We start from the raw sequence: 19,707 nt of genomic DNA, 5'->3' as shown, positions 1-19,707 counted from the left end.
AGACTTTCTCCTTTCATCACTAACCGTATTAACAATCTATACGTTACCGAAATAATACCAAGGCTTTCAATCGATTTCCTTAGTTTTTTTAGTAGCTACAAAACTTTCAATTATAGTTGTGTATCTTGTCTTGAAGCTGATTATCTGATAACCTGATGGCGAGGTGATCAACATGACAGAAACAAAATATTTCGGCCCAAATCTAAAACGGCTCCGTCTTCAAAGTGGCATGTCACAATCAGAACTTGGCGCCGCTTTGGATACGCCAGTCAATGGACAGGCTATCTCAAACTGGGAACGCGAGATGAATCATCCTACTTATGAGAACCTGATTGGTATCGCTAAGTTCTTTAATGTCATGCCGTCAGAGTTGTTGCGGACAGAAAAAGAAGCCGCGGTTGGAGAAACCACGGCCGTTCTTGATCGAATCGATGAATATATGCCAAAGGTTGCGGAGATTCGCAGAGTGATGCACATGATGGGCGACTTCTCACCACGCCAATTAGATGGACTGGCTGAACAACTCAACGAGATTATGCACTACTTTCTCCCTTACACACCAGTTGATGAGGACGGTGTGCCAGATACAGATCAGAATGGTCGCGTAATTACGAAGAAATCGAAGTATCGAGATTTGCCTATTAAGGAAATTCATCAAGCATACCAAGAGTTAAAGGCTATCCATTCATACAAGGATGATAAGCAAAATCTGAATTGAAAAATTCACATCGAAAACAATACCCGGCACAACCTTTACGCTGAAACTCGCGTAGTAGCTGTGCCGGGTATTGTCACTGTTTTGGCTTTGTATCGACATTGCAATGCGGATCTTCCGAATGACTAAATAAGGTAGATGTCGAAGGCAAATCCTAAAATGGCAACCATAGTAAGTGGTCCGCTAGTAGGGCTCGTTGACCAATGCCACGGGAACCGTAAATAACAATCCGGCATCTGACAAGGGTTTGAGCGCCTCCAACACTGTTTGCAGGCTCGCACGATCCACCACCGTTTCGATCACGATTGGTAGGTGGCCACTTTTATGTGTCGTGGTTTCTTCATGTACATGGCGACCGTCGTCATAGCCGGCAATCCCCCGAGTGACACTGACCCAGCGCACATGCATCGCTTGCAACTGCGCCACAATCTTAGTGTAGTGGTCTGGGGCAAAGTGCTTATTGTCTTCTCGGGTAAATAACTTCACGTCATAGTATGCTGCGGTATCGTCCATCTCAATGTCACTCCCAGTCTGTCCTTGAACCGTCGTAATCTGACCGCGATCGTCAACGAGCTGCGTCAGTTCAGCCAAAATTACCTGCAAGTTGTCGCCGCTTTGCACCGTTTCGATGATCACCGGCAAGTCGTTGCCGCGTCTTGGCTTGCGTAGGCTTTGGCGCATCTCGTTATACTTGTTGACGCCCATAATCGTGCGGCGGATCGTGCCGTCGACGATCCCACGCTGCCAGAAATATGCGAAAATCTGCTTCACCAGTTCTTGATGGGTCAGCGTCTGCATGACCTCATCAGTCACCACCCGAATCAAAGTTGCTTCTGTCATCGTTCTCCTCCTACCACGCGTCAGCGGCAATCAAGGCTTGGGCTTTGGCGCCGTAATTATGGGTCATATTTTCTGCGGTCACATCAACGGTACTGTAGCCGAATGCACCGGTGGTCAACGTCCGCGTATACAGCGCCGCATAGGGAAGCTGTTCACGGGTGACTAACCTTAGCTCCTGATCAACGTCGTACGGGAGCACACGAAGCGTCCAGCTGCTGAAACGGCCGGCATCAATAGTCAACAAGCCATACTGGGCGCGCCCGGCGGCTAACTGCGGTTGCAGTGACGTCGCCAAGCCGACGCTACCGGGGTTCATGATGTAGCGGCCATCAGTAGTTTGACGCATCAGCGGCTGGTGGGTGTGTCCATACAGCGCAATGTCTGCGTCACTGCCGGCCAGCAACGCATCGAAGTTCTGTTGCTTAGCCACAGGTTCTGCTTGATGACCACGGCTGGTGGTCGGCGTTGCGTGAAATATGCTCAACTTCACGCCATCGATCACTAATTCTTGATGTAGCGGCCGACTAACCAACCAACGAAACTGTGTCGCGGTGAGATGCTCGCGGTCAAAAGCCGACGTGATGATCGCCACGACTGCTTTTTGGTTCTTCTCAAACGTCACGAACCGGTGGTGCAACAGGCTAGCATAAACTTCTTCGTGGTTGCCGATCACCCACGCCAGCGGTTGGAGTACTTGAAGTGCCTGCACACACGCTGCTGGCTCTGGGCCACGGTTGCCAATGTCGCCAAACACCATGTAATCGGTGGCGTGTTGTTCGTGTGCGTCTTGCAGCACAGCTTGCAGGGCACTGTAATTACCGTGTACGTCGGCGATCACTGCGATCTTATGCATCTACTCACCTCCCGGGTCAGAAAGAAAAAAAACGTCTGCCTCACTACCCCGCTACAGCACAGGGCATTAAGACAGACGTCATCAACAATTAGCTTGTATTAGGGTGAACGTCATCACCATTTCACTTGTTCACCGTCAATATAACATCGTTGCGGACAGAGTTCAAGCGCTTACCCATGCACTGACCCGATCAGCTAATAAGTGACGATCACGCTGTATTCGATCAGCCAGATAAGCCGCAGCCACTTGGTCTTTTTCAGTTGTCGCATCAGCTGTGAGCTGACGGGTATCGCACCAAATTCCCGTCAGCAAAAGCCCTGCTGACAAAGGCGAAAGCATCACGTCACGCTCTTGATAGAGTTCGGTGAGTATCGTGTTGACACTGGCCACAGGTTCGAGACGAATGTATACCGGATGACTAGCACGAAAACCACTCATCCGATGATTATCCACGACCGCTACAACGTTGGCTTCACTAATGTCTGGAGCACTCACTGCCAAGTCGTTATGGCCGACCATCACCACACCGCCCGCGGCCCCAGCAACTGCCTTGACCACTATTGGCGGTGCCACTCCCCAGAATTTCACGATGTCCCGCATGACCGGTGACAGCCGCGTATAAGCACTTGGCGCAGCGTCTTTGCCGAATGCGGAGGCCAGACGCGCGGCGTTGATGACGGCAATGTCAATTCCTACAGTTGATTGCCGCGGGCCGATTGTTAAAATCTGCATTTTATCGTCTCCTTCTCGAAAAAAAGACACCTAGCCCGGACTAAATGCCCGAAACTAGGTGTCATTAGTTGAATAACGGTTATGGCGAACACCTTCGCCTATCATGTTCGAGGCCAATATAACACCATTATCCATGATTGTCTATAGGTGTCATTATCGAGTAAGTGAGTACTGCCTTATCTCACCACAGGCTACCCAGCCACACACCGATGGTCAGGGTGACTATCCCGCTCCCGTCGTGCCAAAATAATACCAAGCAAACGTACGGTAACGCCGGTTGCGCAATAAGATAAACGCGTCAGTCATGAATGTTGAAAAAGTCGTGTACCCACCACACACACCGGTCAAAAGTAGCAGTGACCACGCTTGCGGCAGTGCGCACATCGCCAAAAATCCCGCTACGAAGGCACCACTAGCATTGATCACAAGCGTCGCCAGCGGCACCCCAGGCCACCAGTTCTTGCCTAGCTGCGTCAGCACGTATCGCATCACGCCGCCTACCCCCGCGCCTAAAGCCACTAACATCACCATGTCTGTCGCCGCCTTCCCCAGGTTTCGGCGCATAAATAGCCGCCAAACGACGCGCCTAAACCAACAAGCAGCTCAAGCAAGAAGATCCCGATCGCATACACCGGCGATTCGCCAACGTGTTTGTAGAGGTTCAGCACCATCGTCGAAAATGTCGTGAACGCGCCGACAAAACCAGTCCCTAACGCCAAAATCAGCCAGCTCGGCAAGTCGATGTACACCGCTAGACCGTATGTGACAAACGCCAGTATGAAGCTGCCCACCAGATTCACCGCCGTGGTGCCGAGCATCGTGTCGGCATCATTGAGCCACAAGCCGATTCCCCAACGGGCGACCCCACCGAAGCAGCCGCCGATGAACACCGCTAAAATATCTTGGTATCGCAATCGCTGCATTGAACTTCCCCCTAAAACACGGCTACCAAAATACTGGCAGCCGTGTGGTTACACTCATTAAAATTTAATATAACGCCTAGCATTATAGCAAAACGTACAGCTGTAAGACAAGTCCGCCTTTTGCACGAAAATTTGTCGGTCTGGCTTGCGCAAAATTTCGTAAGGGAGTATGCTTTGAGTGTTAAAAAGTTAATCGGCGATGACGTTCGCCACTAAAACTAATTGGTAAATCAATTTGATGACGTCTACTGCACAGATTTTGCGTGCAGTAGACGTCATCTTTTTTTTACCGGAAGGAGCACAATTATGTCAGTAGTGATTGAATCTGTGAAGGCGCGCGAGATCTTCGATTCGCGCGGCAACCCAACTGTTGAGGCCGATGTTATCCTGTCGGACGGTACGCTCGGCCGCGCGGAGGTACCATCTGGTGCATCGACCGGCGAAAAAGAAGCCGTCGAGTTGCGCGACGGCGGCGACCGGCTCCAAGGCAAAGGCGTCTCAAAGGCCGTGGCCAACGTCAATACCCAGATCAACAAGGCTTTGCACGGTGCCGACCCCTTCAACCAAGCCCACATCGACCAGCTGATGATCGACTTAGACGGCACACCTAACAAGGCACGCCTAGGGGCTAACGCGATCTTAGGGGTGTCAATGGCCACTGCCCGTGCAGCAGCCAACGCCTTGCACACACCGCTGTATCGCTACCTCGGCGGCACTGACTTGGAGCTGCCACAAACGTTCCACAATGTGATCAACGGTGGTGAGCACGCTGACAATGGCATCGATATTCAGGAATTCATGATCACCCCAGTCGATCGTTCCAGCTTCCGTGATGGCTTCGAAAAAAAATCGCCAACACCTACCACACCTTGAAGAAGGTAATCGAAGAAGCCGGCTACACCACGGGCCTCGGCGATGAAGGGGGCTTTGCGCCTGACCTCAAGAACTCCGAAGACGCCTTGCAGATGCTGCATGACGCCATCATCAAGGCAGCTACACGCCTGGCAAGGAAATCGCCATCGCCTTTGACGCGGCGGCATCATACTTCTACAACCGCGACACCAAGAACTATGACTTTGAAGGCAAAACCTACACGCCTGCCGAATTAGGCGAATACTACATTCACCTGCTGGACAAGTTTCCAGAGATCATCTCCATCGAAGATCCTTATGGGGAAGAAGACTGGGGCCACTTCGCTGACTTCACCAAGAAGTACGGCGACCGCGTGCAACTAGTCGCAGACGATCCGGTCTGCACTAACCCAGCCTTGATCAAAGACGCCATCAAACAAGGCATGGCCAACAGTATCTTGATCAAACTCAACCAGATCGGCACGGTCACCGAAACGCTGGAAGCGATCCGCTTAGCACGCAAGAACGGCTACACTACCATGATGTCTCACCGTTCTGGTGAAACCGGCGACACCTTTGTCGCTGACTTTACCGTCGCCACGAACGCTGCGCAACTCAAGTCTGGCGCCCCGGCCCGTTCCGAGCGTGTGGAGAAATACAACCAACTGTTGAGGATCGAAGAAGAACTCGGCGCTGACGGCACGCGCTTAGCCCACTTCCCTGATTCAGTCGACTTCGACTGATCAGCATTGACCAAACGGCCGAGCACGAATCTGTGCGCGGCCGTTTGTTATCTTGCAGAAAGCTAGTGTCTACTATGACCGAAAAAAAACGATCTAAACGGCCTCGCCCAAGCCGAAGCTGACCAGCGACTGGCCCGTAATGGCTTCAACGAAGTGGCCGAACCCCCCTTCAACTTTGCCACGGCCATTATCACTCGCCTGTGGGAGCCTAGCGCGTGGATACTCGAAGCGGCGCTGATCATTGAAATCGTGTTAGGCAAGGGCATCCAAGCCGGGTTCATCGTGCTAATGTTGCTCTTTGCCGCGGTCAATGGCGCGATTCAATCTCGCCGCGCCAACACGGTCTTACGCAGCCTATCACATGACTTATCGCCGACCGCCGCGGTCAGCCGCGATGTCAAGTGGAAACAGGTGTCGGCCAAGCACTTAGTCGTTGATGACCTCATCAGCCTACGCCAAGGAGACATTATCCCCGCCGACGTGCGTCTGCTGACGGACACGCTGGAAGTCAACGAAAGCAGTATCACAGGCGAAGCCAAGGCCGTCAACCGCACCCCTGGTGATACCGCCTATGCCGGCACCGAAGTCCTCTCCGGCAATGCCTTAGCGATCGTCACCGCCACCGGTGCTAATAGCCGCAGCGGCAAAACGATCAGCCTGATCAACCAAAGCTCGGCGCCGGGCCATTTGCAGAAGCTCTTGGGCGAAATCATCGGCTATCTAGCAGCATTCGATGCGGTGTTGGCCGTGCTATCGATCATCGTGGCCATTGTCCGCCATGAAGACTTGGTCGCCATGCTACCGTTTCTGGCAATGCTGTTCATCGCAACGATCCCAATCGCCATGCCATCGAGTTTTGCCGTTGCTAACTCGGTCGAAGCCAAGGTCCTGAGCACCAAGCACGTCTTAGTTTCCGACCTCACCGGGATTCAAGAAGCTGCCAATATGAATGTGCTACTCGTGGATAAAACCGGCACGATTACTGCCAACAAACCCGCTGTGGTGGCCTTCTACAACTGGTCAACGCTCCCAGACGCCGACGTGACCCGACTGGCGATCAGTGCAGCAGATACGCGCAATGCCAGAGTGATCGACGCGGCGCTATTCAACTATGCTCAAGCACACAACATTAAGGCCTGGCCTCAGCATGAATTCACGCCGTTCACCTCCGGTATCGGTTACTCCCAAGCCACTGTGGTCACCGATAGTACCACCGTCAACGTGAAACTCGGCGCACTGAAGAAGTTGACGGCGCTGGCCACCAATCACCCAGACCTAACGGCGGTCAACTTTGCCGAAGGCCGTACGGCAGCCGTGGTCGTTGATTCACAGCTAGTCGGTCTATTCGTACTCCAAGACCAACCTCGGGCAGATTCCGCAACTGCCATCAAGGCTCTGCAGGCACGCGGCGTCAAAGTAATCATGCTGACTGGCGATAACCAAAAAACTGCCGCCGCGATTGCCCAAGCAGTTGGGCTAAACGGTGAGGTGCGCTCGTACACCGAGGTTAATGTCGGGACCAAAATTGCAGGCCTCGCAGGCATCGCCGACGTGACCCCAGAAGACAAATTGGCGATGGCCCAGCGTCTACAAGGTGAAGGCTATGTGGTCGGTATGACCGGCGACGGGGTCAATGACGCACCCGCCTTGAAACAAGCCGATGTTGGTATCGCCGTTGACAATGCCGTTGACCTCGCCAAGCGCTCGGCGCGCATGGTTCTGCTAGCAGACGGCCTGACCCCGATCATCGAGATCCTAGATGCCGGCCACCGCGTCTATCAACGCATGATGACCTGGACAATCACCAAACTTTCACGCACCGCGGAGCTGACACTCCTGCTGACATTAGGTTATCTGATTCTCCACTTCATTCCGCTGACCTTAAACGCGATGATCCTGGTCGCGATCCTGAATGATTGTGTGACCCTTGTGCTCGGCACTGACCGCACGACGATCACCCACCAACCAGAAAGCTGGAACCTGGCCAAACTTAGCAAGATTGCTGGCATCTTGGCCATAGGCTGGTCAACGGTCGGCTACGGTTGGCTGACTTGGTTGCAACGGCTTGGTCTAACGACTGGACAAGTCAGCACTGGCCTTTACGTCTATCTGATTTTTAGCGCGATGCTGACGATCCTGATGACCCGCACCCAAAAGCCGTTCTGGGCTAGCAGACCCAGTCGCGCCGTTGCAGTAGCGATCGGTGGCAACTGTATATTGACCCTAGTTCTGGCACTGACTGGCTGGGGGATCGCTGCAATCAGCCGGCCTTGATCGGCTTAGCAATCGTGATCACTTTATTAACGGGCATTGTGCTGACAGCGATTCGATTTGCGGCACACATCTAGCGAACTCTCACCAGATCCACACTGCTCTTGAATCCATTGGTCAATGTATATTGGCTAATGGTTTTTTTTGCTGTCCTACGATTTTAATTACCTAATTTAACGTTTTGCTTTCACCGCTATGTTCAACCTCGGCCTGTGACCTGCGTAGGTGTAACTAATTATCTGTCAATCTAAGGAGTCTGTATTCATGAGCCGCGAACGTGAGGTCTCTCGAATGTTCATCAGATACATGCAACAAGTCCTTCGTAACGAACGAATCAACCTCTATCGTAAACACTTTAAAGACCTCAAAGAAACTCTACTTGAGGAACGGTTATTGGAAGAAATCGTTGATCCTGGACATCCCGAAGACTTTCTTTTAACTGATGACGAGGTTGAACATCTCGAAACCTTCATCGAAAATGAGCATCTTGCAGCGGCCATTGCAAGCCTTTCAACTGCTGAAAAGACGGTGTTGTATCAATATTACTATTCTGAACTTAACGCCGTGGAAATCGGGAACCGCACCGGCAAAACTAGTCAGGGGGTGAACAAGAGACGGCGACAAGTACTAGCACGAATCAAGAAAGTATACAGAAATATATATAAATAGCTCGCACAACTTACGCAACAACGTAGAAACGAAGAATCCAATAAATTCAGTTTTGCCAACCAATTATGGGCATGTGCGTATTCAAAGTCCAAGTAAATACCCGGGTATTTTTCAACGAAATGTGTGGAAATGTGTGGGCAAAAACGTGGGCAAAATCTGATTTTATTTGCCAAGCATTGCTTAGAATCAGCCTCTACCGATGCCCTGCCGAATCATCCCACGAGTTATCGATAAAACTTGAGAGCAATCAAAAAAGCCCGAATTGACGGGCTTTTTTGCTAATTTTCATTCAGCTTTATCAGAGATCCCATACCCACCATGAGTAGCATTGCCAATCAGCCTTGGTTCAACCAGTTAATGTTTGCCATATATATTTTGTTCTCCTTTGGGTACCGACTGAATTACTGCGTCCCTAATTCTAGCAGAAATCCCGCTATGGTGCTACGCGCACCGAGTTCAGGCAGTCGCTATTGCTCAGCTGAAGATTGCTGAACGCATGAGTTCATCGCCTTCATTTCCACGCGCGTATTGTTAGTTATAATCACCGTTCGGTGGGCTATTGACCACAAAAATTTGCATAAGGTTCTGGGAGGAGTAAGTCTAGCCTTGGCCTTATATAACTAAATGACATGGTTTCCCTTCGCCAATAGGCATTAGACATTAGTGCAAAGTGGCCGTAGACTTGCCTTTTGTAAAGAAACGGAGGTAATTAACATGAAACAGATTCAACTTAACAACGGTGTCTCAATGCCACAACTGGGCTATGGCGTCTTTCAAATCGACGACTTAATGCAGTGTGAACAAGGCGTCAGTGACGCTTTACAAACTGGCTACCGCCTAATCGACACTGCGGCTTGCTACGGAAATGAGTCCGCTGTCGGTCGTGCAATTGCTAAGAGCGGCGTGCCACGGGAAGACATCTTCATTTCTAGCAAGGTTTGGATTCAAGATGCAGGGTATGACAAGACCATGGCTTCATTCCAGAAGACACTGGACAACCTACAGACAGACTATCTCGACTTGTACCTGATTCACATGCCCTACGGTGATTACTTTGGTAGCTGGCGGGCGATGATCGACCTGTATCAAGCTGGGAAGATACGCGCAATCGGCGTTTGCAACTTTTTACCTGATCGCTTGGCAGATTTAATCCAGTCCTTTGAAGTGGTACCAGCAGTTAATCAAATCGAAATCCACCCATTTTCCCAGCGCCGTGAATTGCGCGCACTGATGGCTAAGTATCGCATTACCCCGATGGCTTGGGCACCATTTGCAGAGGGCCAGAACCATTTGTTCACCCACCCTGTCCTCACAGCAATTGGGGATCAGTACGGTAAGACGCCGGCTCAGGTCACTCTGCGGTGGTTACGCCAAAATGACATCGTTGCCATCCCTAAATCTGTTCATCTGGCACGTATTCGTCAGAATTTTGCTGTGGATGACTTCAGCTTGTCAGATGCAGATATGGCGAAGATTAACAAATTGGACACAAATCACCCGTTAATCCTCGATGTTGACACCTATGCAGAAGCCTGCCGCCTGCACAACATCACGTTTGTCCAATAATCACTTGTTATTGGGCAGGATATCACGCATGGCGTCTAAAAACGCCGTTGCCGCGGGGGACATCTGCCCCGCTTTTCGCCAAATTAGGCTGGCGTGTCCTTCTAGTCGTGGTGTGAGCGGGATAAAGCGCAGGTCGGTATTGGTAGTATTGATAATACCGTCAAGACATAATGCGATGCCGACGCCCGCGTTGACCAAAATGCCGGCGTTGTACAACAAATTATATTTGGCCACGATGTTGAACTCCTGCTCACTCGAACCGAGCCAATCATTCAAAACATCGATACTACCGTGCTGCTGGGGCATAATCACCTGCTGACCCCGCAAGTCAGCTACGGTCACACTTGCACGTCGGCCTAGCTGTGAATCACGCTGGGCTAACACCCCCCATCCGGTGGTACCGGGTAAGTTGATAAAGTGATAATCGTCCTTGTCTGTCGGCTCCATCACGACACCGAAGTCAAATAATCCATTCTTCATGCGCGCATGCACATCATCAGCATCAGTACTATAAATATTTGTATTCACCTTGGGGGCAGTTTCCCGCAGCTTGCTAATTGCAGCAGCCACTGTCGCCATCATCGGGGCTTCAGCACTGCCAATCACGATACTGCCGCTGACTTCCTGTGTACGCTGAATGTTAGCCACCGTTTTGTCAGCTAAGGCTACGATCTGACGGGCTTGACTGACAAAATATTCTCCAGAACTGGTCAGATTGATTGTGCGGCTCCCCCGCTCGAACAAAGTCACACCAACCTCATCCTCCAAATCGTGCAATTGACGGGAAATTGTCGGCTGCGAGACGTGTAACTTCTCGGCCGCATGCGAAATATTCCGCTCATCGACCACCGCCAAAAAGTAACGTAAAACCCGTAATTCCATATCCTCATCTCCATACTTATTTAACATAGTATAGCATTCAATAGAGGTATTAGACAGAACTAAAGGTCGTATCTATACTCAATGGTGTAATCAAGCAAGGAGGTTCGTTGTGAATAACCCGTTATCTAAACTAATCAATGCCGGTATCGTCAATTGGACCGGTGATTTGCCAAATAAAGTCAACACAATTGTAGCTCAAACCAACCGTTACTTGATTGATTTCAACCAAGCAACAACCGAAACTAAACGCCGTGGCCTACTCACCCAGATGTTCGGTGCTTCCCTTGACCAGGAAACCATGGTCACTCCACCGTTTCGAACTGACTTTGGACCCCATATATTTCTGGGCAAAAACGTCTTCATCAACCGCGACTGCTTTTTCGTTGATCTCGGCGGCGTCTACATCGAAGACAATGCTCTGATCGGACCACGCACAATGCTCATCTCGGTTGGGCATCGCGAGGATCCGGCCCATCGCCGCGATTTAGTACTGCAATCAGTTCACATCAAACAAGGTGCGTGGCTTGGAGCTAACGTCACTGTGTTACCCGGAGTGACCATTGGTGAGGACGCGATTGTTGGCGCAGGAGCAGTCGTTACCAAAGACGTCCCTGCCAACACCGTCGTTGCCGGCGTTCCTGCAAAAGTCCTACGAACAATTCAACACTAAAGGAGAAAACTATTATGATCGAAAATAAAGTTGTCGTGATTACCGGTGCATCTAGCGGTATCGGTGCCGCCACCGCCAAATTACTGGCCAGTCAAGGGGCGAGTGTTGTCCTCGGCGCCCGGCGCGAAGATAAGCTTGCCGCATTAACTGATGAAATCAATGACGCCGGCGGCCAGGCGGTTTACCGGGTCACCGATGTTACAAAGTCTGTTGACAATGAAAACCTTGTGCAGCTCGCCAAGGACGCTTTTGGTGGCATTGACGTCATGTTCTTAAACGCTGGCTTAATGCCGGTTGCACCAATGTCGGAACTACACGTTGATGAATGAAACCAGATGATCGATGTCAACATCAAAGGGGTGCTCAACGGGATTGCAGCTGCACTACCCACTTTCAAAGATCAAAAATCTGGTCACTTCATTGCCACCAGCTCAGTTGCTGGATTGAAAGCTTATCCCGGTGGTGCCGTATACGGCGCAACTAAGTGGGCTGTCCGTGACTTGATGGAAGTACTGCGAATGGAAGCCGCCCAAGAAGGTAGCCACATTCGTACCGCTACCATTTACCCAGCAGCCATCAAAACGGAACTGCTGAATACAATCACTGATAAGGCAGCCGGTGATGCCATGCAACGGACTTATGACACCTACGAAATTGGCGCGGATCGTATCGCCAAAGTCGTTGCGTTTGCCATCGACATGCCCGATGACACGAACGTTAATGAATTTACCGTTGGTCCGACTGATCAGCCATGGTAATTAAGGAGAAAAATAATATGGACAACTACATCTTCAAACTTAGCCCTCTCGTATCTCGTAAGACTGTCCGTTTCAATAACCGCTACGGTATTGAACTCGCCGCCGACCTCTACACTCCAAAGGATATGGATAATGCAAGTCAGTATTCTGCGTTGGTTATTGGCCCTCCATACAGCGGCGTCAAAGAGCAAGGTCCCGGTATCTATGCGCAGGAGATGGCTAAACGTGGTTACGTTGCGCTCGCCTTTGATCCGTCATTCAACGGCTTCTCCGGCGGAACGCCACGTCATGCTTCCTCGCCAGACATCTTTGTTGAAGACTTTTCGGCAGGTGTGGACTATCTCGGCACTAGGCACTTCGTCGATCGCAATCGCATTGGTGCCATCGGTATCTGCGGTAGTGGTAGCTTTGCTTTGAGCGCAACAGCAGTTGATATGCGAATCAAGGCTGTTGCTACCGCCAGCATGGTTGACATCTCTGGTGCGGCACAGCAAGGCACTAAGGAAGAACGGCAAGCCCGTTTGACGAAACTTGCCGAGCAGCGCTACGTTGACTTTGAAAATGATCAGCCTGCACTTGGCAATCGCGGTGCAGCCTTGGCTGATGAAACCGACGATCCCGTCTTTCGTGAATTCGGTGACTTCTACTTCACTAGCCGCGGCTTCCACCCGAACTCGATCACACAATTCACGGCGACATCTGATATTGCATTCATGAACTTCACATTGTTGGACAAGATCAATGAAATTTCTCCACGGCCAATCATGCTGGTTGCAGGTGAGAACGCCTTCTCTAAGTTTTTCTCTGATAATGCTTATGCAGCGGCCGCTGAACCTAAGGAACTGGTTTTAGTGCCTAATGCCAACCATATTGATCTCTACGATGACATCACCAAGATTCCATTCGACAAGCTACAAGTCTTCTTTGACGACGCGATGTAGCCACACATGGCGCATCGATTATTGATCGATGTGCTTTTTAGGAGGTACTTATGACGCAATACACAAACACCTACCTTGAAGGAGAGCGTGCTCTTTTTGCTGAGCAAGACGCCGTGATCAACGGAACCGTCTTTGATGCCGGCGAATCTCCACTCAAGGAAAGTTCTAATATTCAACTGAATGATTCAATCTTCAAGTGGAAATACCCGCTTTGGTATAGTCAGCACATTCAAGCCAACCAGACGACATTTGAAACGATGGCACGCTCCGGCATCTGGTATACACACGATATTACAATCACCAACAGTGCGCTGCAGGCCCCAAAACTTTTTCGGCGGAATAGCAAAATTCGCCTCAATCACGTTCACTTTGCCGATGCGGAAGAAACAATGTGGAGCTGTGACGACATCCGCCTTACCGATGTGCAGATAAACGGTAATTACTTCGGTAAGGATAGTAGCAACATCTACCTCGACCACGTAGATTTGGTTGGCAATTACTGCTTCGACGGTGCTAAGAACGTTGAAGCACATCATTCAACTTTTGTTTCAAAGGATGCCTTCTGGAACTGCGAGAACGTCACCCTTTACGATTCAACGATTACTGGTGAATACCTAGCATGGAACACCAAGAATTTAACCCTGATCAACTGCACTATCGAAAGCAATCAAGGCCTCTGTTACGTCGAACATTTGACGATGAAGAACTGCCGCCTATTGCATACCGACTTGGCATTTGAATACTGTTCAGAAATTGATGCCGAAATCACATCTGATATTTTAAGTGTCAAGAATCCGCTCAGCGGTCGTATTCATGCTCACGGCATTAAGTCTTTGATTCTTGACGCCTCAAAAATTGACCCGAGTAAGACCCAGATCATCACGCAGTTACCCATCACAGAAAGGAAGTCCGCTTAATGTACGATTTCACCCACGCCCCTGATCGGCAGCTCGCTCCGCAGCGGTCAGCACCATCCCCCACTCTTCTGGCGCAGCCAAGGCCATTGCTGGTGTTGCCAAAACTAAACGGTAAACTGCAGGGTCACGCCCAGCGCGTCCCCGTACCCGACGGCTCACTCACTGAATTAGTCACCGTGCTACAGTCTACAAACCTCACGGCTGATGAAATTAACGCACGGATTAAACCGTACACCGACAACAACGACAGTTTTGGGTGGAATGAGGACCAGATTGTCTCTGCTGACATCGTTAACACCACTTACGGATCCGTTTTTGACCCCACTCAAACTGCGGTGGTGACGGCCGGCGACACACAACTCGTTAAAACAGTTGCGTGGTACGATAACGAGTACGGCTTTACTTGCCAGATGATTCGCACCCTGCTCAAGTTTGCTGAATTAAACTAGGGATTTTAACGGTATACCAATAACCCTTATGCCCAAACAAAAGGCGCCGCAAAGTAGTTACGCTTTGCGGGCGCCTTTTCATTGCTGCCGGCCAGTAGCACGTTAGCTATCTTGACGTGTCGCGGCAATGTCAATTTCACGTACATTGACGGATTGAGGCATCGAGTAAATAAAGTTGACCGCCTCGGCAACGTGTCGTGGATTCAACGTGATACCACCCATCGTTTGCTTCCAACCGTTATAATCGGTGACCGCCTGCTTATCCGTGGTGTGACCCAATAACTCTGTTTCGGCTGCACCTGGGGCCACCATGGCAATCCGGACGTTATGGCCAGAAACCTCTTCACGAATGGTTTCACTCAGACCGTGCACCCCAAACTTAGAGGCAACGTAAGCAGCGTGGTTGACAAACGTTTTCTTACCCGCCAACGAGGAAATGTTAATAATGGTTCCGTGTTCGCGCTCAATCATCCCCGGTAACACTACCTGGATACCATTTAGTACACCCATCACGTTCACGTTCAGCATCTGCTGCCACTGCGAGGAATCCTGCATAGTAACGTTACCCAGCAGCATCACTCCGGCATTATTCACCAATAAGTCCAACGGCCCAAATTCAGCCTCGGCCGCACTAATTGCGGTCCGCAACTCCTCCTGGTTGGTCACGTCTGCACCAGCAACCCGAACATTGGTGAAATCCAACGGCAAGGCTTTAATGCGCTCCGTTCGACGCGCAAGTAGTAGCATTGGGTAACCTTGGTTGTTAAACAATTTGGCCATCTCGGCACCAAAGCCGGACGACGCACCGGTGATAACAATCAAATTCTTAGTCATATTTTTTCTCCTTTACTTTCCTGCCTTGTTGTTTAAAATAAGCATAAATGCTCAAGTATACTTGAGGTCAAGGAGAAATCATGAAAAGTTATTCAATTGGTGAAATTGCCGAGCGTTACCACACGACGGTCGCCACGTTACGGTACTACGACGAGTCCGGGTTATTGCCTTTTGTGAAGCGTAACGCCCAAGGTCAGCGTATTTTTACAGATGATGACCTGGGTTACCTCGAAGTAATCGATTGTCTCAAGCGCTCGGCCATACCTTTGCGGTATATCCGTCAATTTATGCATTGGTGCGTTGAGGGCGACGCCACCCTCCCCCAGCGGGAACAATTCATGATTGACCAGGAACAAGCGCTGGAGGCCCGCATTCAGGTGCTACAAGCAAACCTGGATTTTTTTGCGTTGGAAAAAGTGGTATTACGCACACGCCAACCAGGCAGGAACGGAACAAATATTTTTTATGCCCGGTACCACGCAGGTTGACCCTAAATGGCGTGCGGACTACCTCGCTACCCATCAGCAGTGATACGATCTCAATTCTAACCGCACGCACCACCCATTAAAAAAAACCGCGCTCGGATTATTGCGTTCCGAGCGCGGTTTTTGTGCGGCGCTTGTGCTACCTACCTCACCAAAGAAAACCGCACGGGTCTGTGCGTTTAATTTGTATCCACCAATGGACAACCCCCATGGTCACTCAATATATGTTGGCTGTTTGCTGAACAGTATGGCAACCTGCTCAGGCGTGGTGCGGCTCAGCGATAACGGTGGCAAAGCCGATTGTTCAAACCACCCAGTGGCGACGGTCTCGCTATTTTGAACGAATGAACCGCTCTTAATCTCACACTCAAAAATCATTTTGTAATACTGAAATGCTTGGGGGATATCCGTTCTTTGTGACGTATCAAAAACCGCACGCAAACGCCCTACATCGACCGTCAATCCAGTTTCTTCTTTTACTTCCTTAGCTACGTTTGCTTTAAGTGACCAACCCACTTCAGCAAAGCCACCGGGTAGCGCCCATTCACCGTGATCATTTTCCACCATCAAGAACTGCTTATCTCGGCGAATAAATGCCCGCACATCTACTTTGGGTGTCGGGTAACCCTGCTCATCAGCAAAGTTCGCACGAATTGAACTAACTGGCTGCCCGGTGTACGCAGCCATCTGATCTTCCGCCAAGTCGCGTACGGATTGATACCGTTCCTGGTCAAATTTGTCCTGCGCGTAAGCCAGACCGGCACCACTAATCGCCAATAATCGGCGTAAGAATGTTAGCTCTTCCATAACTACCCCCATAAAGCGTTAGAATGTTGACGTCATTACCGTTGTACAACTTTGCTCGTCTAAAACCACAAGGCTAATATACACCACTGAAAGCCGCGGTGACGGTAAATCAGCCGCAAAAATTATCTAGTAAGCAGCAGCGGGATAGCTTAAATAGTGGGCTAGCCATATTCGCACCAGCAACAATCCAACCACACTACCAAAATTATTGTTGACAAATATTCGCAAGTCTTCATAGTATTCAATATAATTAGCCGGCTAATTGTATTTTAGGAGCGTACTGAATATGGACAAATATAGCTTTAACGACCGTCCTGATGCCGCGCGCATCGCAATGAGCACTAGCGCGGCACAGTCAAACATCGATCCGACCGTCGTGCTAAAATTCCTAGATTTTCAATGGGCGTACCGGCGAATGCAGCGCGAATATGACCATGTCCTGGCCGTCAATAATCTGTCAGAATCGCGCTTTATTATACTGATGTTTCTCTCCCAAGCGCCGCACCAACAGCTCTTACCATCAGCAATTGCCGCAAAGTTAGGTTCTACCCGCGTCACCGTTACTAAGATGATCAAGGGGCTGACCGAAATGCACTGGGTAGAAAAACACCCGTCCACTGAGGACAAGCGCGCTACATTGATTCACCTCACCACTTTGGGCCAGGCAACCCTGCTGGATTACTTGCCCCGTAATTTTGCCGCCATTCAAACATTATTTGGTCAATTAACGGCGGCAGAATTAACCACACTGGACCAGTTACTGTCAAAAATCAACCAGGGCACAGTTGCCCTCAAAAAAAAGAAATGGAGTTTTAAACATGAATACTGAGAAAATCAACTTTTTACAAACTTACCTGAGCCTGTACATCAACCACAGCGAAGTGCTACCAGAAATGCAAAAGCCCAACTCTAACATCGTGGTGCTGGATGTTCGTAATGCCCCTGCCCAAATTAAGCAGGACCAAATCAAGGGCTCCGTCGCCATACCCGCTAAGGACCTGGCTGATCACATTGACGAATTGTACCACGAGAAGACTTACGTCGTTTACGACTGGACCGCGGGTACTACATTGGGTAAGGCCGCTTTGCTGGTGTTACTGACCAATGGTTTCAAAGCATTCGAGCTCTCCTGCGCACTAGATGGCTGGAAGGGTATGCACCTACCAGTTGAGTCAATCGCGTAAATTAAAGTCCTAAGTGTCCCCCAATCAATGGCGAACCGCTATTGACTGGTCACGCCCCACGCTAATCCTGAAGGCAGGACTGACGTGGGGTGTTTTTATAGATGGTTTGGATACGAAAAAAACTCGATTCGCGGCTGACTGCCGCAAATCGAGTTTTTCGTGCTTACTCAGCTGTAAAGCCAAATTACTGCATACCTTCGACCTTCGTCAACGCCGCCTTCATCACGGTGTCGTTGTCGCTGATCTTGGCACTCACTTTGGTGACCAATTCACCAATGGTGTCTTCGTTAGCCTCCCCAGTGGCAGTCAGTCCCGCTTTGCTCTGGAAAGCCTTCACGGCCGCCGTGACGGTGCTACTGTAATAACCGTTGGCGGTACCGGCATCGTACCCCAAAGCGTTCAGCGCCCGCTGGAGTGACTTCACGCTCTTGTTGCGTCTCCCTCCTTCATGCTGGTCACGGTAATGGCCGGAATGTTGGCGTAGCTCGGATTGTCCACCTTCTCGGTTGGCTGGATGCCTTGTGGTTAATCCACGTGCCGTTAGGCGTCAGCCACTTGGCGATGGTCAGCTTAAGTTCATTACCGCCACCCATGTCGGCGACAGTCTGCACGGTGCCCTTACCAAAGCTCTTCTGGCCCAGCAAAGGAACATTGGCCTGCTCGTTCAAAGCCGCCGCGGTAATTTCGGCTGCGGATGCCGAGTCACCGTCAATCAGGACAACTGTTGGTTCGGTAATCTTGAAGCCATCGTCGTACTTCTTGCCGGCCTTGTAAACTTCGGCGGCACCAGTCCGCGACTTCACCTTGAGGATGGTCTGTCCGTTCTTCAGGAACATCGAGTCAATGGCCAGAGCCTGATCGAGCACCCCACCCGGGTTACCACGCAAGTCGAGCACAAACTTCTTCGCACCTTCCTGGCGAAGTTTCTTCACAACCTTCTTCATCTCCTTACCCGAATTATCGGTAAAGGTGGTGAAGGTAATAATGCCCACCTGCTTGTTGGTGCTATCCAACTTGCCAGTGATGCTGGCTACCGTGACCTTGGCACGTTTCATTGTGAACGTCATCGTGTGCCCGCCGCGCTTGACGCCCACCGTCACCTTGGTGCCGATCTTGCCCCGCACTTTCGCCACAATCTTGTTCAGACTTTGCTTGGTGACCGATTTCCCGTCAACACTCACAATCTGGTCGCCGGCCTGGACGCCCGCCTTCTTGGCCGCACTGTCCGCGTTCACAGATTCGACGAAGACGCCGCTGCTGCGTTGTTCCATCGTGGCGCCGATACCCCCAAACGAGCCGGAGATTTCCGTATTCAGACTGGTGGCATCCTGGTTCTGTAGGTAAACCGAGTATGGATCCTTTAGTGAGTTGACCATGCCGCTAATGGCACCGTTAATCAACTTCTGACTGCTGGTCGATTGGTAGTAGTTTTGCGAAATGGTGGCGTACGCTTTGACGACTTTGTTCATCTCCGCCGGAACCGCCGTCGTGGTCGTTGCCTGCTGGGCGTTATGTATGGCGAACGCACCGTACCCGATGCCGCCTCCCAGTACGATCGTAACGGCCATACCTACCGTAGCCGCATACGGGGATTGACTTACGGGTGGGCTTGTCCGA

General features: G+C 50.6%; 18 protein-coding genes, 5 pseudogenes and 3 riboswitches. Of the genes and pseudogenes, 13 read left to right on the top strand and 10 right to left on the bottom strand.

Features of this window, described 5'->3' with window-relative positions; translation table 11 throughout:
- Window positions 1–172: 172 nt before the first annotated feature.
- Window positions 173–718 carry a helix-turn-helix domain-containing protein gene (locus JCM12539_RS05685; protein WP_082405363.1) on the top strand — a complete coding sequence of 182 codons (546 nt, stop codon included), beginning with the start codon at window positions 173–175 and terminating at the stop codon, window positions 716–718.
- Between the two features lie 180 nt (window positions 719–898).
- Here the strand turns inward: JCM12539_RS05685 and JCM12539_RS05680 are convergent, their stop codons facing one another.
- The 5 genes from JCM12539_RS05680 to JCM12539_RS05660 all read right to left on the bottom strand — a co-directional run bounded on the left by JCM12539_RS05680 (window position 899) and on the right by JCM12539_RS05660 (window position 4,063).
- The gene (locus tag JCM12539_RS05680) at window positions 899–1,555 is read right to left on the bottom strand and encodes a DUF190 domain-containing protein (protein WP_054649911.1); all 657 of its coding nucleotides are present in this window, start codon (window positions 1,553–1,555) and stop codon (window positions 899–901) included.
- A 10-nt stretch (window positions 1,556–1,565) separates the two neighbouring features.
- Window positions 1,566–2,408, bottom strand: coding sequence for a metallophosphoesterase family protein (locus JCM12539_RS05675; RefSeq protein ID WP_054649909.1), 843 nt, complete (start codon window positions 2,406–2,408; stop codon window positions 1,566–1,568).
- Window positions 2,409–2,473: 65 nt separating this feature from the next.
- A riboswitch (Fluoride riboswitch) is annotated at window positions 2,474–2,535 on the bottom strand.
- Between the two features lie 35 nt (window positions 2,536–2,570).
- Window positions 2,571–3,140 carry a DHH family phosphoesterase gene (locus JCM12539_RS05670; RefSeq protein WP_054649907.1) on the bottom strand — a complete coding sequence of 190 codons (570 nt, stop codon included), beginning with the start codon at window positions 3,138–3,140 and terminating at the stop codon, window positions 2,571–2,573.
- 48 nt (window positions 3,141–3,188) lie between these two features.
- A riboswitch (Fluoride riboswitch) is annotated at window positions 3,189–3,248 on the bottom strand.
- 114 nt (window positions 3,249–3,362) lie between these two features.
- Window positions 3,363–3,671, bottom strand: a complete 309-nt coding sequence (locus JCM12539_RS05665) for a FluC/FEX family fluoride channel (protein WP_054649905.1) — start codon at window positions 3,669–3,671, stop codon at window positions 3,363–3,365.
- On the bottom strand, window positions 3,665–4,063 hold the full coding sequence (locus tag JCM12539_RS05660) for a fluoride efflux transporter FluC (protein WP_054649903.1): 399 nt from the start codon (window positions 4,061–4,063) through the stop codon (window positions 3,665–3,667). Before JCM12539_RS05660 ends, JCM12539_RS05665 begins: the two co-directional genes overlap by 7 nt.
- Before the next feature lie 186 nt (window positions 4,064–4,249).
- A riboswitch (Fluoride riboswitch) is annotated at window positions 4,250–4,318 on the top strand.
- Between the two features lie 51 nt (window positions 4,319–4,369).
- On the opposite strand from JCM12539_RS05660, the pseudogene eno reads away from it, so the two are divergent.
- The 4 genes and pseudogenes from eno (at window position 4,370) to JCM12539_RS05640 (ending at window position 10,163) form a co-directional block, all read left to right on the top strand.
- A pseudogene (gene eno / locus JCM12539_RS05655) lies at window positions 4,370–5,657 on the top strand (phosphopyruvate hydratase).
- A gap of 129 nt (window positions 5,658–5,786) precedes the next feature.
- Window positions 5,787–8,005 (top strand): annotated as a pseudogene (locus JCM12539_RS05650) (HAD-IC family P-type ATPase).
- Window positions 8,006–8,192: 187 nt separating this feature from the next.
- Window positions 8,193–8,597, top strand: a complete 405-nt coding sequence (locus tag JCM12539_RS05645; protein WP_003594410.1) for a sigma factor-like helix-turn-helix DNA-binding protein — start codon at window positions 8,193–8,195, stop codon at window positions 8,595–8,597.
- Between the two features lie 714 nt (window positions 8,598–9,311).
- On the top strand, window positions 9,312–10,163 hold the full coding sequence (locus tag JCM12539_RS05640) for an aldo/keto reductase (RefSeq protein ID WP_054649901.1): 852 nt from the start codon (window positions 9,312–9,314) through the stop codon (window positions 10,161–10,163).
- Here the strand turns inward: JCM12539_RS05640 and JCM12539_RS05635 are convergent, their stop codons facing one another.
- Window positions 10,164–11,045, bottom strand: a complete 882-nt coding sequence (locus JCM12539_RS05635; RefSeq protein ID WP_054649899.1) for a LysR family transcriptional regulator — start codon at window positions 11,043–11,045, stop codon at window positions 10,164–10,166.
- Window positions 11,046–11,154: 109 nt separating this feature from the next.
- Between JCM12539_RS05635 and JCM12539_RS05630 the strand changes: the two genes are divergently transcribed.
- The 5 genes and pseudogenes from JCM12539_RS05630 to JCM12539_RS05610 form a co-directional block, all read left to right on the top strand.
- The gene (locus tag JCM12539_RS05630; RefSeq protein WP_082405362.1) at window positions 11,155–11,715 is read left to right on the top strand and encodes a sugar O-acetyltransferase; all 561 of its coding nucleotides are present in this window, start codon (window positions 11,155–11,157) and stop codon (window positions 11,713–11,715) included.
- A 14-nt stretch (window positions 11,716–11,729) separates the two neighbouring features.
- Window positions 11,730–12,473: pseudogene (locus tag JCM12539_RS05625) on the top strand (SDR family oxidoreductase).
- Window positions 12,474–12,490: 17 nt separating this feature from the next.
- Window positions 12,491–13,414, top strand: a complete 924-nt coding sequence (locus tag JCM12539_RS05620; RefSeq protein ID WP_054649895.1) for an alpha/beta hydrolase — start codon at window positions 12,491–12,493, stop codon at window positions 13,412–13,414.
- 50 nt (window positions 13,415–13,464) lie between these two features.
- Complete coding sequence (locus JCM12539_RS05615) at window positions 13,465–14,331, top strand: DUF3737 family protein (protein ID WP_054649893.1); 867 nt, start codon at window positions 13,465–13,467, stop codon at window positions 14,329–14,331.
- Window positions 14,332–14,359: 28 nt separating this feature from the next.
- Window positions 14,360–14,780 (top strand): annotated as a pseudogene (locus tag JCM12539_RS05610) (type I glyceraldehyde-3-phosphate dehydrogenase); the annotation flags it as partial.
- Between the two features lie 102 nt (window positions 14,781–14,882).
- On the opposite strand, the gene JCM12539_RS05605 reads toward JCM12539_RS05610, so the two are convergent.
- Window positions 14,883–15,614 carry an SDR family oxidoreductase gene (locus JCM12539_RS05605; protein WP_054649891.1) on the bottom strand — a complete coding sequence of 244 codons (732 nt, stop codon included), beginning with the start codon at window positions 15,612–15,614 and terminating at the stop codon, window positions 14,883–14,885.
- An 80-nt stretch (window positions 15,615–15,694) separates the two neighbouring features.
- Here JCM12539_RS05605 and JCM12539_RS05600 point away from each other — a divergent pair.
- Window positions 15,695–16,145 (top strand): annotated as a pseudogene (locus tag JCM12539_RS05600) (MerR family transcriptional regulator).
- A 167-nt stretch (window positions 16,146–16,312) separates the two neighbouring features.
- Here the strand turns inward: JCM12539_RS05600 and JCM12539_RS05595 are convergent.
- Window positions 16,313–16,906: an NUDIX hydrolase gene (locus tag JCM12539_RS05595; protein ID WP_054649889.1), complete on the bottom strand. Its 594-nt coding sequence runs from the start codon at window positions 16,904–16,906 to the stop codon at window positions 16,313–16,315.
- A 286-nt stretch (window positions 16,907–17,192) separates the two neighbouring features.
- Here JCM12539_RS05595 and JCM12539_RS05590 point away from each other — a divergent pair, with 286 nt between their 5' ends.
- Together JCM12539_RS05590 and JCM12539_RS05585 are read left to right on the top strand one after the other, a co-directional pair.
- Window positions 17,193–17,735 (top strand): MarR family winged helix-turn-helix transcriptional regulator, encoded by a 543-nt coding sequence (locus JCM12539_RS05590; RefSeq protein WP_156302076.1) that lies wholly within the window; start codon window positions 17,193–17,195, stop codon window positions 17,733–17,735.
- On the top strand, window positions 17,725–18,090 hold the full coding sequence (locus JCM12539_RS05585) for a rhodanese-like domain-containing protein (protein WP_054649887.1): 366 nt from the start codon (window positions 17,725–17,727) through the stop codon (window positions 18,088–18,090). Before JCM12539_RS05590 ends, JCM12539_RS05585 begins: the two co-directional genes overlap by 11 nt.
- Before the next feature lie 184 nt (window positions 18,091–18,274).
- On the opposite strand, the gene JCM12539_RS13940 is transcribed toward JCM12539_RS05585, so the two are convergent.
- Together JCM12539_RS13940 and JCM12539_RS05580 are read right to left on the bottom strand one after the other, a co-directional pair.
- Entirely contained in the window at window positions 18,275–18,514 is a 240-nt protein-coding gene (locus JCM12539_RS13940; protein ID WP_225350257.1) for a peptidoglycan-binding domain-containing protein, read from the bottom strand.
- A 31-nt stretch (window positions 18,515–18,545) separates the two neighbouring features.
- Window positions 18,546–19,658, bottom strand: coding sequence for a S41 family peptidase (locus JCM12539_RS05580; protein ID WP_225350256.1), 1,113 nt, complete (start codon window positions 19,656–19,658; stop codon window positions 18,546–18,548).
- Window positions 19,659–19,707: the final 49 nt, after the last annotated feature.

This window comes from Lacticaseibacillus pantheris DSM 15945 = JCM 12539 = NBRC 106106, assembly GCF_001311175.1.
Classification (GTDB): Bacteria; Bacillota; Bacilli; order Lactobacillales; family Lactobacillaceae; genus Lacticaseibacillus; species Lacticaseibacillus pantheris.
Note: the sequence above shows the minus strand (reverse complement) of the source record. Positions and strands in the feature narration are given on the sequence as shown.